The 13401-nt window shown below is 66.7% G+C and carries 13 protein-coding genes; 3 read left to right on the plus strand and 10 right to left on the minus strand.

What is annotated here, in order from left to right:
• Positions 1-44: 44 nt before the first annotated feature.
• The gene (locus tag ACLH0K_RS01340; RefSeq protein WP_411375084.1) at positions 45-464 is read right to left on the minus strand and encodes a VOC family protein; all 420 of its coding nucleotides are present in this window, start codon (positions 462-464) and stop codon (positions 45-47) included.
• Positions 461-907: a helix-turn-helix transcriptional regulator gene (locus tag ACLH0K_RS01345; RefSeq protein WP_411375085.1), complete on the minus strand. Its 447-nt coding sequence runs from the start codon at positions 905-907 to the stop codon at positions 461-463. Before ACLH0K_RS01345 ends, ACLH0K_RS01340 begins: the two co-directional genes overlap by 4 nt.
• 219 nt (positions 908-1126) lie before the next feature.
• Between ACLH0K_RS01345 and ACLH0K_RS01350 the strand changes: the two genes are divergently transcribed.
• From ACLH0K_RS01350 to ACLH0K_RS01360, 3 genes are all read left to right on the plus strand, one after another.
• The gene (locus ACLH0K_RS01350; protein WP_411375086.1) at positions 1127-1552 is read left to right on the plus strand and encodes a CBU_0592 family membrane protein; all 426 of its coding nucleotides are present in this window, start codon (positions 1127-1129) and stop codon (positions 1550-1552) included.
• 167 nt (positions 1553-1719) lie between these two features.
• On the plus strand, positions 1720-4134 hold the full coding sequence (gene ppsA, locus ACLH0K_RS01355; RefSeq protein ID WP_411375087.1) for a phosphoenolpyruvate synthase: 2415 nt from the start codon (positions 1720-1722) through the stop codon (positions 4132-4134).
• Complete coding sequence (locus ACLH0K_RS01360) at positions 4135-4983, plus strand: pyruvate, water dikinase regulatory protein (RefSeq protein WP_411375088.1); 849 nt, start codon at positions 4135-4137, stop codon at positions 4981-4983.
• A gap of 9 nt (positions 4984-4992) precedes the next feature.
• Here the strand turns inward: ACLH0K_RS01360 and ACLH0K_RS01365 are convergent, their stop codons facing one another.
• Genes ACLH0K_RS01365 through ACLH0K_RS01400 form a run of 8 tightly spaced genes read right to left on the minus strand, consistent with a single transcriptional unit; the run spans position 4993 to position 13376 of the window.
• Complete coding sequence (locus ACLH0K_RS01365; RefSeq protein ID WP_411375089.1) at positions 4993-5982, minus strand: 3-hydroxyacyl-CoA dehydrogenase family protein; 990 nt, start codon at positions 5980-5982, stop codon at positions 4993-4995.
• 2 nt (positions 5983-5984) lie between these two features.
• Positions 5985-6479: a ribose-5-phosphate isomerase gene (locus tag ACLH0K_RS01370; protein ID WP_411375090.1), complete on the minus strand. Its 495-nt coding sequence runs from the start codon at positions 6477-6479 to the stop codon at positions 5985-5987.
• On the minus strand, positions 6476-8254 hold the full coding sequence (locus tag ACLH0K_RS01375) for a dihydroxyacetone kinase family protein (RefSeq protein WP_411375091.1): 1779 nt from the start codon (positions 8252-8254) through the stop codon (positions 6476-6478). The genes ACLH0K_RS01370 and ACLH0K_RS01375 overlap by 4 nt, the downstream gene beginning before the upstream one ends.
• Positions 8255-8306: 52 nt before the next feature.
• Positions 8307-9308: a sugar phosphate isomerase/epimerase family protein gene (locus ACLH0K_RS01380; protein WP_411375092.1), complete on the minus strand. Its 1002-nt coding sequence runs from the start codon at positions 9306-9308 to the stop codon at positions 8307-8309.
• A gap of 2 nt (positions 9309-9310) precedes the next feature.
• Positions 9311-10435: a Gfo/Idh/MocA family protein gene (locus tag ACLH0K_RS01385; protein ID WP_411375093.1), complete on the minus strand. Its 1125-nt coding sequence runs from the start codon at positions 10433-10435 to the stop codon at positions 9311-9313.
• Positions 10420-11121: a ThuA domain-containing protein gene (locus ACLH0K_RS01390; protein ID WP_411375094.1), complete on the minus strand. Its 702-nt coding sequence runs from the start codon at positions 11119-11121 to the stop codon at positions 10420-10422. Before ACLH0K_RS01390 ends, ACLH0K_RS01385 begins: the two co-directional genes overlap by 16 nt.
• A 21-nt stretch (positions 11122-11142) precedes the next feature.
• A complete protein-coding gene (locus ACLH0K_RS01395) occupies positions 11143-12147 on the minus strand; it encodes a sugar phosphate isomerase/epimerase family protein (RefSeq protein WP_411375095.1) in 1005 nt (334 codons plus the stop codon).
• Positions 12148-12185: 38 nt separating this feature from the next.
• A complete protein-coding gene (locus tag ACLH0K_RS01400) occupies positions 12186-13376 on the minus strand; it encodes a Gfo/Idh/MocA family protein (RefSeq protein ID WP_411375096.1) in 1191 nt (396 codons plus the stop codon).
• Positions 13377-13401 lie beyond the last annotated feature (25 nt).

Here is a 13401-nt window from a genome sequence, read left to right on the forward strand (position 1 = left end):
GAGGTGCCGCGCCCGCAGCACCTCCCGCCGTCGTTGTTCTGTTCTTAGGGCTGCTGGTTGATGCGGACGGTGTTGCCGGCGGGGTCGCGGAAGGCGCAGTCCCGGATGCCGTACGGCTGGTCAATGGGTTCCTGCACGACGTCGGCCCCGCTCGCTTCCACTTGGGCGAACGCGGCATCCACGTCGGGGGAGGAGAGGACCACGGTGGCGAAGGTGCCCTTGGCCATCATCTCGGCGATGGTGCGGCGTTCGTCGTCCGTGACTCCGGGGTCGGCTGCAGGCGGGTAGAGGACGATGGAGACGTCCTTCTGGTCCGCCGGGCCAACGGTGACCCAGCGCATGGTGCCACGGCCTACGTCGTTGCGGATCTCGAAGCCAAGGGCGTCCCGGTAGAACGCGATCGAGGCGTCAGGATCGGTGTGCGGAAGGAAGCTGGAGGAGATGGTGATGTTCATGGCAGTCATGCTAGTAACGCCCCCGCAGCCGGTGCTTCTCGATTCCTGACCGGTCTGCTGACCTGTTTTTCCACGCAGGCGGGGATGCCCGCCGTCGACCGTTCCGCCTCCTGTCTGTAGACGCTGGGCGGCATGCCCACCAGTTCAGTGAAGCGGGTGCTGAAGGTGCCCAGCGAGGAGCAGCCGACGGCGAAGCACACCTCGGTGACGCTGAGGCCCCCTTTGCGGAGGAGCGCCATCGCGCGTTCGATGCGGCGGGTCATGAGGTAGCTGTACGGCGATTCGCCGTAAGCGAGCTTGAAGCGGCGGCTGAAGTGGCCGGCGGACATGTGGACGTCCCGGGCCAGTGCTTCGACGTTGAGCGGCTGTGCATACTCCCGGTCCATCCGGTCCTTGACGCGCCTCAGCCGGACCAGTTCACGCAGGTACGGGTCGGCAGGAGGGGAGGTCACACCTCAGATCGTGCTACGCGGCAAGGGTCTTGTCCAGACGTGCGCAGCATCACGCTTCCCCGGCCAAAACCGCGCTTCCCTGCGGGATATGATTGTCCCGCCGGCCGGCAGTCCTCGCCCACAACGGGCTCGAGCAAACGCAGCATCAGGCGAAAACAAACCTTCGTTACTATCGATAGCCCTGCCCAAATTCTGTGCGGGTCATCTTGAAAGGAAGCCATGGAACTGCTGTGGGAAATCGCCGGCTGGGCAGGGGCGGTTGCGATTCTCAGCGCGTATTTGGCTGTTTCCATGGGCTGGTTGAAGGCCGGCAAAGGCTTCCAGATCGCGAACCTCTTCGGCTCCGTGGCGTTCATCATTAATGGCTCGTTCCATGGGGCGTGGCCTTCGGTAGTCACCAACGTGGCCTGGTTCCTGATCTCGGCCATCGCCCTGGTCCGTATGCGGAAGGCGGAGCCGGCCGTGGCTCCGGTGGAAGAGCCGCAGGTGCAGTACCCCGGAGTCCCGGACACCACCGGCCAGCTGGCTGTTGTTGAAGTCCTGACCGGCTCGATTCCCGCGGTGGCTCCCCGGCCTGCCGCAGCGTCAATACATGCCGTTGCTCCCGTCCACGCCGTTGCCGAGAAGCAGGTACTCGCCGTCTAAGCGGCCGCCTTCCACCCAATGACCTGGTGTCTTGGTGACTTTTCATTACTTTCATTACGTGTTGCGCGCATCACATCCGTTTGCTTCTTCGCTGCACTCCTGACAAACCTTGCATCACAACTTTTTGCAGCGCTTGTCAGCGCGTGCCCAATGGAGGAGCACCACCTATGACTGACGTTCTCTGGTTTTCCGACCTCGGCCTGTCCGACCTCGACCAGGTTGGCGGCAAGAACGCCTCGCTTGGAGAAATGGTCCGGAACCTTGCCTCGGCGGGGGTGAAAGTACCGGGCGGTTTTGCCACCACCGCCGACGCCTACCGGCGGTTCCTGGCTGAATCCGGCCTGGACACCCGGATCGAGGACATCCTGGCGGGCCTGGACAGCGGCGATGTTGCCGCTTTGGCCGTCGCCGGGCAGCAGATCCGCGAGCTAATTAAGAAGACTCCGTTCCCCACCGGGTTCGAGGAGCAGATCCGCACCGCGTACAGCCGCCTTACCGACGAGCACGGCGGCGATGTGTCCTGGGCAGTGCGTTCCAGCGCCACGGCCGAGGACCTGCCCGATGCCTCGTTCGCCGGGCAGCAGGAGACCTTCCTGAACATCCGGGGCATCGACAACATCCTGCTCGCGATCAAGGACGTTTTCGCCTCGCTCTACAACGACCGCGCCATCGCCTACCGCGTCCACCACGGCTTCACCCACTCCGAGGTGGCTCTGTCGGCGGGCGTCCAGCGCATGGTGCGTTCCGACGTCGGCGCGTCCGGCGTCATGTTCACGATGGACACCGAGACGGGCTTCACCGACGCCGTTTTCATCACCTCGTCCTATGGCCTGGGCGAGGCCGTGGTCCAGGGCGCCGTGAACCCGGACGAGTTCTACGTCCACAAGCCGGCCCTGGTTGCCGGCCGGCCGGCGGTGCTCAAGCGCGGCCTGGGCGAGAAAGCGGTCCAGATGATCTACACGGAATCCGAGGAAGTCGGAAAGACCGTGGACTTCGTCCCCGTACCGGCGGACCTGCGCCGCCGCTTCAGCCTCACCGACGCCGAGGTGGAGCAGCTGGCCCGGCACGCCCTGGCCATTGAGAAGCACTACGGCCGCCCGATGGACATCGAGTGGGGTAAGGACGGGGTGGACGGGGAGCTGTACATCCTCCAGGCCCGGCCCGAAACCGTCGAATCGCGGAAAGCCTCCGGCACCATTTCGCGCTACACACTCACCGAGCGCTCGGCAGTCCTGGCCGAGGGCCGGGCCATTGGCCAGCGCATTGGCGCCGGCCAGGTGCGGGTGCTTACTTCCATCGACCAGATGGCTTCCTTCCAGGAGGGTGACGTCCTGGTGGCCAACATGACCGACCCCGACTGGGAACCGATCATGAAGAAGGCCGCCGCCATCGTCACGGACCGCGGCGGACGCACCTGCCACGCGGCGATCATCGCCCGCGAACTCGGCATCCCGGCCGTCGTGGGTACCGGCAATGCGTCCCGGGTCCTGGCCGACGGTACGCCGGTCACCGTTTCCTGTGCCGAGGGCGAGGCGGGCTTTGTGTATGAGGGACTGCTGGACTACACCCTGCAGGAGACCAGCCTGGAGACCATGCCGCCGGCGCCGGTGAAGATCATGATGAACGTGGGCACACCCGAGCAGGCCTTCAGCTTCGCGCGCCTGCCGCACCATGGAGTGGGCCTGGCCCGCCTGGAGTTCATCATCAACAGGCAGATCGGCATACACCCCAACGCCCTGCTGGCGGTGGCCGGGGAAATTGAACGTCCTGCCTCGCTTTCGGACTACACCGTGCGGCAGATCCGCGAAATGACCGCAGCCTACGACGGCCCCAGGGACTTCTACATCAAACGCCTGGCTGAGGGCATCTCCACTATCGCCGCGGCCTTCGCGCCGGAACCTGTGATCATCCGGCTCTCCGACTTCAAGTCCAACGAGTACGCCAACCTGGTGGGCGGCCCGGCGTTCGAGCCGTCCGAGGAGAACCCGATGATCGGGTACCGGGGCGCGTCCCGGTACCTGTCGGAATCGTTCCGCCAGGCGTTCGAACTCGAGTGCGAGGCCCTGAAGTACGTGCGTAACGAGATGGGCCTGACCAACATCAAGATCATGGTTCCGTTCGTCCGCACCCTGGACGAGGCCCGCGGCGTCACCGAACTCCTCGCCGCCAACGGGCTGCGCCGGGGCGAAAACGGGCTGGAAATCGTGATGATGTGCGAGCTGCCCGCCAACGCCCTGCTGGCCGATGAGTTCCTGGAGTACTTCGACGGCTTCTCCATCGGCTCCAACGACCTGACCCAGCTCACCCTGGGCCTTGACCGCGACTCGGCCCTGGTGGCCGAGGGCTTCGATGAGCGCAACCCCGCCGTCACCCGGCTCCTCGAGATGGCCATCGCCGCCTGCCGCGCCAAGGGCCGGTACGTCGGGATCTGCGGCCAGGGCCCCAGCGACCACGCGGACTTCGCGGAGTGGCTGCTGGACCAGGGCATCAGCTCCATCTCGCTGAACCCGGATGCCGTGACCGAAACCTGGCTGCGCCTGGCCCGCACCGGCACCCGCTCCGGCAACCGCTCAGCCGTCTAAATGGCGGAACCCCAGCTGGATGCCGTGGGGGCGGGCAACCCGTCCGCCCCCACGGTGTTCTTCCTCTCGGACAGCACCGGCATCACAGCCGAAACGCTCGGCAACACCCTGCTCACGCAGTTCCCGTCGCGTCACCTGGAGCGCCGGACGATTCCGTTCATCACCACCGTGGAGCAGGCGCACGAGGTGGTAGCCGTCATCGACCGGCTCGCCGACAGCGGGCCGCGGCCCATCGTCTTTTCCACCGCCGTCGGCCCTGACATCCGCTCCGTCCTGGCCCGTAGCCGGGGGCACTTTTTCGACCTGTTCGGCGCGCACATCGGGCAGCTGGAAGGGGCGCTTGGATCCTCCGCCAGCGGCCAGCCGGGCCAGGCCCACGGCGTGGGTGACGCCGTCCGCTACCAGTCGCGGATGGCCGCCGTCGAATACGCGATAGAGCACGATGACGGCCAGTCACTGCGCGCCCTGGAGCGCGCCGAACTGATCCTCATCGCCCCGTCACGCTGCGGCAAAACCCCCACCACCATGTACCTGGCGCTGCAGCACGGCATCCTCGCCGCGAACTTCCCCCTGGTGGAGGAAGACTTTGACACCTTGTCCCTGCCGAAACCACTGCTGCCGTTCTCGCACAAATGCTTTGGCCTGACCTCCCAGCCGGTTCGGCTCAGCCAGATTCGCCAGGAGCGCCGCCCCGGGAGCAACTACGCATCGCTGACCCAGTGCACCTACGAGCTGCGCAACGCCGAGGACATGTACCGGGCCAACCGCGTGCCGTACGTGAATTCCGCATCCATGTCGGTCGAGGAAATCTCAGCCACCGTCCTCCAGCGGATGCAGCTGCACCACTAAGGGAAGCGGTCAGTCGAGCGGGGCGGGCCCGAGATCCTCGAGCAGTTTCTGCATGGCCACGTACGCCTTGTTCCGGTAGGCGATCAGTTCAGGGATGCGCTCCGCCGGGACATTGAGGAACCCTGCCCCGGTCTTGGTGCCCAGCTTCCCGGCGTCCACCAGGTCGGAAAGGATTTTCGGGGTGGCGAACCGGTCCGGGAAATCCTGTTGCAGTGACTGGTAGCAGAAGCTGTAGACGTCCAGGCCGGCCATGTCCGCGATGGCGAAGGGGCCGAAGAACGGCAGCCGGAAGCCGAAGGTGGTGCGGACCAGGGTATCCACGTCATCCGCCGTGGCAATGCCCTGCTCCACCAGCTGCGCCGCCTCGTGGAACAGCGCGTACTGCAGGCGGTTCAGCACGAAACCGGTGACGTCCTTGACCACGGCGGTCTGCTTGCCGGCCGCATGCACCAGTTCCCGCACCGCGGCCACGGTGGCGGCAGAGGTACCGGCATGCGGAATGATTTCCACGCCCGGGATGAAGGGTGACGGATTGGAGAAGTGCACTCCGAGGAATCGTTCCGGCTGCGCCACCGGCCCGGACAGCTCCGCGATGGAAATGGTGGACGTATTGGAGCCGATGATGGCATCCGGCCGTGCTGCCCCGCTGATCCGCGCGAGGGTCTGGTGCTTGATGGTGATGACTTCGGGGACGGCTTCCTCGATGAAGTCCGCGTCCGCCACTGCCTCCTCGATGTCCTTCGCGGCCCACAGGTTCTGCTTCAGGGTTTCCGTGGCTCCGGCGGGAAAGAGGCCGTCCGCCACGAACTGGTCGGACTCCCGCAGGAGCCTGTCGTAGTTGTCCCGGGCCACCTCGGCGGTCACATCGGACAGTGCCACGCGGGCGCCGCCCAGGGCGAGGACCTGGGCGATTCCGCCGCCCATGTACCCGGAGCCGACGATGGCGATGTTCCTGGCGGTGCCGCCCGGCGGGGTGGTGTTGGTTGCTGGTTCGGTCATTGTCAGACTGCCTTCGTGGATTCGGGCTCGTAGGAGCAGATGGCGTCCACCTTGGCGGCGGAGGGTGAGGATTCGTCGAAGCGGTAGCCAAGCCAGTCGCCCACGAGTTTCTTGGCCAGCTCAAGGCCGATGACGCGCTGGCCCATGGTGAGCACCTGGGCGTTGTTGCTCAGCACCGAGCGCTCCACGGAGTAGGCGTCGTGGGCGGTGACGGCACGGACGCCGGGCACCTTGTTCGCCGCGATGGCCACGCCCAGTCCTGTTCCGCAGATCAGCAGCGCGCGGTCCGCCTCGCCGCGGGCAACCTTGCGGGCGGCATTGACGGCGACGTGCGGGTAGGCAGTGGGGTCGTCAGCATCGACGCCCACATCCACAACGGATGCCACGCGGCTGTCCGCTTCCAGCAGCGCCTTCAACGCTTCCTTGTATTCGACGCCGGCCTCATCATTGCCGATGACAATGCGCCATCCTGCCGCTGCCTGCTGGTCCATACTCATGCGTTTGCTCCATCTCCGGCAACCGAGGCCAGCCGGGAATCATCAAGGGAAGAATCAAAAGCTGCGAGGCAGTCGGCCACCCTGCCCGCGATCAGGGCAAAGGACACCGCACCGGGATCCGGGTGGCCCAGGCTCTTCTCGGCCAGCGGACGGGCCCTGCCCATCCGTGGCCGGAGCGAGGCGGTGGAGTCAGCGGCGGCACTCGCGGCTGCCGCCCCGGCGGCCAGGGCGGCAGCAACGGGAGCACCGCCGTTGAACGCCGACTGGAAGGCGCCGCGGAAGGGCAGCAGTGCGTCCACCATTGTCTTGTCCCCGGGGACGGCCTTGCCCAGGGCAGTGACGGCGTCGGTGAAGGCGGTCACGATTGCGGCCGCGTCCTGGCGCCGGTAGGAGGCTTTGTTGCCGAAGGTCCTTCCGGCGGCCTGCAGGGCCGAGCCCCACAGCGCCCCGGAAGTTCCGCCGGCGCGTTCGCTCCAGGCTTCTCCGGCGGCGGTAAGGACCCGCTGTACCGATGCGCCGGCGGCCGAGGCGTCCCGGGCCGCAGCGGCCGCCGCCTCGGCGCCGCGGCGCATCCCGATGCCGTGGTCGCCGTCGCCGGCGATGGCATCAAGCCTGCCCAGTTCCGCTTCATGGTCCACGACGGCGTCCCGCACCTGCGCGAGCAGGGCGGCTGCCAGCCTGCCCAGCTCAGCCGCTGCCGCCGTCGTCTCTTCCGTTTCCACGGCCGCAGCGTGCTCCGGCCCGGCCGTTTCCCGCCGTTCCCGCCGCTCCCGCGGAGCCATGCTGCCCTTGCGGTACCCGGGGGTGTCAGCCGGGGCGGACCAGTAGCGCTCCAGTTCATCGTCCAGCCAAAGCAGCGTCAGGGACAGCCCGGACATGTCCAGGCTGGTCACCAGTTCGCCGCATTCCGGCTCCACGATGGTCAGCCCGTCGGCCGTGAGGAGCTTTTCGATCTTGCCGTAGAGCAGGAACAGCTCCTCGTACTTGACCCTTCCAAGGCCGTTAAGGATGGCTACCACCCGGTCGCCTGCGTCGTCGGGCTTGTCCTGGAGCAGCCGGGAGACGAGCAGTTCCGCGAGTTCGGATGCCGTGGGGAGGGGGTGCTCCGAGATCCCGGGTTCGCCGTGGATGCCGAGCCCCAGCGACATCTGCCCGGCGGGCACGTGGAACAGCGGCTCTGCAGCGCCCGGAAGGGTGCAGCCGTCAAAGGCCACGCCGAGGGTACGGGTGCGGTGGTTGGCGCGGATGGCGAGCTGCTCGACGGCGTCCAGGTCCAGTCCCGCCTCCGCAGCGGCACCGGCGACCTTGAACACTGTCAGGTCGCCGGCAATGCCGCGGCGTTTGCCGATCTGGTCGATCGGGGCGCTGGCAATGTCATCCGTGGCCAGGACTGTGCGGGTCTCGATGCCCTCCGCATTGAGCCGCTGCTGCGCCTCGCCGAAGTGGATCACGTCCCCCGCGTAGTTCCCGTAACTCAGCAGCACACCGCCGCCGGCGTTCGCCGCCTTGGCCACCCGGTACACCTGGCCTGCCGAGGGCGAGGTAAAGATGTTCCCGCACACCGCGCCTGCGGCCAGTCCCGGCCCCACCAGTCCAGCGAAGGCGGGATAGTGGCCGGAGCCGCCGCCCACCACCACGGCCACCTGGCCCGCGGGCATCTCGGTGGAGCGGACCACGCCTCCGTCCACGCGGGCCACGTAGGCGCGGTTGGCCGCGACGAAACCGGCCAGCGCCTCGTCCACAAAGTCGGCGGGGTTGTCGTAAATCTGCGTCATGGTTTCCTCAATGAATCCTTGCTGGAAAGGCGGTGCTGCGGGCAGGTGAGGGCTACACCTTGGCGAGGTCCGCCGTCGGCTGCTGCCGCCCCTGTGACACCTGGCTTCCGCCGAGTGCATAGCCGTCCCGCTTGGGAAGGACATGCCGGCGCAGGTATTCCTGGTTGCCGGCTGACACGCTCAGGCCGTCCCCGCCGTAGTGTTCGGTGCAGAGAATGCCCTGGAAACCGACGGACAGGGCGACCTTGAAGGCCTCGCGGTAGTTGATGAGACCGCTTTCCATTGGAGCCGGCATGGTCACGTACGTTCCGCGGGCAACGTCCTCGTCGCGGTAGTAGTTCTTCATGTGCCAGTAGTTGGCGTAGGGCAGCGTCTTGGCCACCAGCTCCCGCCAGTCCTCAACCGGCCGGTGCAGCCGGACCAGGTTGCCCAGGTCCGGGTTGAGGCCCACGTTCGCCAGCCCGATGTCCTGTACGAGGCGCACGGAGGAGTCCGCTGTGCCGAGGTAGGTGTCCTCGTACATCTCGAGCGAGAGCAGGACATCCACCTCGGCCGCGTGCCGGCCCAGTTCCCGGAGGCGGACGACGGCGTTGCCCCAGGTTTCCCTGTCTTCCAGCGGGTCCTTGTGGCCTTCCACGGTCCAGAACCACAGCTGTTGCTGTTGTTCCGGGGTGATGGCCTGGTGGAGTCCGACCGAGACCACCTCGCAGCCCAGTTCCGCGGCGGCGTCGATGGTGCGGTGGCTGTACGCCAGGTTCGCTTCCCAGTTTCCTTCCTCGATGACGCTGCGCCGGATGGCGGAGATGGCCGGCAGGCCGATGCCCACGTCCGCCGCTGTCTGCTTGAACTCGGCCAGGCGCTCCCGGCTTAGGTCACCGGGACGGACCCAGCTGTCCGTCAGGTCCGCGTTGGCAAACCCGGCGTCCTTCACCTCCATGAATGCTTCAGCCCAGACGGAGGAGTCCGCGTCATTGGCGTGGACTCCTCCGGTGCCGGTACCGGGAAACGGCAGCATGGCCGCGGCGATGGGCCAGTTGTCCGCTGTGTAGGCCATGCCTAGGAAGCTTCCTGGGCCTGCAGCGCGTCCACCTCGGCCGTAAGCACGGTCAGTTCCACGCTGTCCGGCCGCTCAACGGTGCTGCCGATGCGGACCGCCGAACCGCTCTGCGCTGATGCGAGAACGGACTCCATGACCTCAAGGGCGTGGTAGGCGAGTGCGCCGCCGGCCCGCGGCTCACTGCCGGCCGGGGTGGTGGCCAGGTCGGCGATGCCGAAACCGCGCCCGGCGTCCACGTAGCCGGCCGAGACGGGAAGGGTTTCCCAGGCGTCGGCGCCGAGGGGGAACAGCTGAACCTCGCCGTCGAAGTGGTTGGGGTCCGGTACCACCAGGGATCCGCGCTCGCCATGGATCTCGATGTTGGGGGACTTCGACTTCACGGCGTCGAAGCTCATGAACAGGGTGGAGAGTGCACCGGAGGCGTGGGTCAGGACGCCGGTGACGTGGGAGTCGGTGGTGACGGGGATCGTTTCACCCTGCCGCGGTCCCGAGCCGATGGTGCGTTCGTTCCGTGTGTGGCTCGCGGCACCCACTACCGAGACCACCGGGCCCAGCAGGGTCACCAGGGCGGTCACGTAGTAGGGGCCCATGTCCAGGAGGGGTCCCCCGCCGGGCTGGTAGTAGAAGTCCGGGTTCGGGTGCCAGCGTTCGTGGCCGGGCGTCACCATGGTGGCGCTGGCGGAGATCGGGGCACCGATGAGGCCGTCATCGATCGCCTTGCGGGCGGTCTGGATGCCGGTGCCAAGGACAGTGTCAGGAGCGCAGCCGACGACGACGCCGGCCTCCCGCGCAGCGTCCAGCACCTGGCGTGCCTCCTGGGTGGTGGCGGCCAGCGGCTTCTCGCCGTACACGCTCTTGCCCGCGGCGATGGCCTTGAGCGCCACCTCGGCGTGGGCGGCCGGGATGGTCAGGTTCAGGACGAGTTCGACGTCGTCCGCTGCGAGCAGCTCGTCCACGGACACGGCCCGCACGCCCTCGTACTGCTCGGCCACTGCCTGGGCGCGGGCCATATCGATGTCCGCCACGGCTACGAGTTGGAGGTCATTGAGCTTGCGGAAGTTGGCAAGGTACTGCGCGATGATGGCGCCGCAGCCGACGATCCCTACTTTCAACGGCTTGCCCACAGCAGGCCCCTTTCAATGATGGTGCGGACGTTCTCGTCCTGGAGGATTTCCACGCGGTGGCCGGGGGTGGTGACGAAAATGCGGCCCTTGCCCCACTGGCGGGTCCAAATGGCAGGGGAGGTGACTTCACGGGTCCAGGGGTCCCACTCGCGGACTTTCTGCGTGGTGGTGGCCAGGACATCGATGTAGTCATCGGAAAGGACCCAATACTGCTCGGTCACCAGGTCGAAGTCCTTGATGCCCTTGGTGATGGGGTGCTCGGCGGCGACAGGCAACATGTTCACGGTGTACGGCACGTAGTTGTCCGACTGCTCCCCGGTGCACTCGTCCGGGTGCTTGCCCGGGTGGCAGGCGAACTGGCCGCCGATCAGGTGCAGGTAGTCCGAGTTGTTGCGGTAGGAGTCGGCGATGCCGCCGTGCCAGCCGGCCAGGCCGGTGCCGTTTTCCACTGCCGCGCGCAGGCCGGCGAACTCGTCCTTCTCGATGGTGCTCATGGTCATGCACTGCAGGACCAGGTCCACGCCGGCCATGTATTCGGCGTCGGCGTAGATCTTGGGGGATTCCTCCACCCGGACCTCGTAGCCCTGCTCCTTGAGGTAGGGGATGAATTCTTCAGTGGCTTCAACGGGCTGGTGTCCGTCCCAGCCGCCGCGCACCACCAGTGCTGATTTGATCGGGTTTGTCATGGGTTCCTCTTGAGTTGTGGGTCAGCGCGTGCTGAAAGCGGCGTCAAAGGCGGCTGCGGGCGGAGCGATCCGGGCAAGTTCCTGCACCATGGCCAGGGCCTGCGGCGCGCCGATGAGGCGGTCCATGCCGGCGTCTTCCCATTCGATGCTGGTGGGGCCGTCGTAGCCGATGGCGTTCAGGGTCCGGAAGATGCGGTTCCACTGCACATCGCCGTGCCCTGCGGTGACGAAGTCCCAGCCGCGGCGCGGATCTGCCCAGGCGAGGTGGGAGCCCAGCCGGCCGTTGCGGCCGTCGAGCTGGCGGACGGATTCCTTGACGTGGACGTGGAGGATGTGTTCGGCGAAGTCCTGCAGGAACATCACGGGGTCCAGGTCCTGCCAAATGAAGTGGGAGGGGTCGAAGTTCAGCCCGAAGCTCTTCCGGTGGCCGATGGCCTCCAGGGTGCGCTTGGCGGTCCAGTAGTCGTAGGCGATTTCGGACGGGTGGACCTCCAGTGCAAAGCGGACGCCCTCTTCCTCGAAGACATCCAGGATGGGGTTCCAGCGGTCCGCGAAATCCTGGTAGCCGGCGTCGATCATTTCCTGGGGAGCAGGCGGGAACATGGCCACCGCCTTCCAGATCGACGATCCGGTGAACCCGGTGACGGTCTTCACGCCCAGCCGGGCAGCTGCCCGTGCGGTGTCCTTCATCGATTCCGCGGCCCGGCGGCGCACTCCCTCCGGGTCGCCGTCACCCCAGATTTCCGCGGACAGGATGCCCTGGTGGCGTTCGTCGATGGGGTCGTCGCACACGGCCTGGCCGGTGAGGTGGTTGGCGATGGCGTAGACCTTCAGGTGGTTCTTTTCGAGGATGTCCAGCCGGCCCTGGAGGTAGTTGTCGTCCTCGGCAGCCCGGCGCGGGTCCAGGTGGTCGCCCCAGCAGGCTATTTCCAGTCCGTCGAAGCCCCACTCGCCTGCGAGCCGGGCCACTTCCTCAAACGGCAGGTCGGCCCACTGGCCGGTAAAAAGGGTGATTGGTCGTGTCATCGTGTTTCCTTTGTTGTGCTGGAGCAGGCGGGCCTTGTTCAGACCTTCTGCCACTGGCTCGAGTTGGCGGCACTGAATTCGACGGCGGCGAGGACCCGCTGCACCTGCAGGGCGTCGGCGAAGGACGGTTCCGGCTGGATGCCCTGGCCGATCGCGGTGACGAGGTCCACCACCTGGTGGGTGAAGCCGTGCTCGTATCCAAGCCCGTGGCCGGTGGGCCACCAGTTTCCGGCGTAGGGATGCTCGGGTTCCGTAACGAAGATTTTGCGGAAGCCGGCGTCAGGGGATTCGGCGGCGTCGTAGAAGTTCAGGACATTCATGTCCTCGAAGTCGAAGGCCACTGAACCGAGGCTTCCGTTGACCTCCAGCCGCATGGCGTTCTTCCTGCCGAGGGCGTAGCGCGTTGCTTCGAAGACGCCGATGGCACCCGGACCAGCTCCGCCGTCGAACCTTGCGCCGAAGATTGCCGCGTCATCAACGGTGACGCTGCCGCGCGGGGCGTCGGCGCTGAGGTCGCCGTGCCCGCCCAGGCCCACCATGTCGCCGGCCAGCGGACGCTCACGCACGAACGTTTCGAGCAGTGCGGACACTCCACTGATTTTCTGGCCGGTGACCCACTGGGCTGCGTCGATGCTGTGCGCTCCAATGTCCCCGAGCGAGCCGGACCCGGACTTGCTCTTGTCCAGCCGCCACGTCATGGGGGCGGTGGGATCCGAGAGCCAGTCCTGCAGGTACTGTGCCCGGACGTGCCGAATCTCGCCGAGCCTGCCCTGGTCCACGAACCGCTTTGCCAGGGCCAGGGCAGGAGTGCGGCGGTAGCTGAAGCCGCACATGGACAGGACGCCCCGCTTTGCCGCGCTCTCAGCGGCGAGGGTCATCCGCTCCGCTTCCTCCACGGAGTTCGCCAGCGGCTTTTCGCACAGCACGTGCTTGCCGGCCTCGAGGGCAGCGATGGCAATTTCGGCATGGGTGTCGCCGGGGGTGCAAATATCGATCAGGTCGATGTCATCCCGCTCGATCAGGCGGCGCCAGTCCGTCTCAACGGATTCCCAGCCCAGCTTGTCCGCTGCGGCACGCACACCTTCGGCGCTCCGCCCGGCAACCGCAGTGAGCCGGGGCTGCAGCGGAAGGTCGAAAAAGCGCGGCGCCGTCCGCCAGGCGTGGGAGTGGGCCGCGCCCATAAAGGCATAGCCAATCATGCCCACCCTGAGGGGCTTAGCTGCGGTCATGTCGATGTCCTTTCGTGAGGTTCCT

Source organism: Arthrobacter sp. MPF02 (genome assembly GCF_046605375.1).
In the GTDB taxonomy this organism is placed as follows: Bacteria; Actinomycetota; Actinomycetes; order Actinomycetales; family Micrococcaceae; genus Arthrobacter.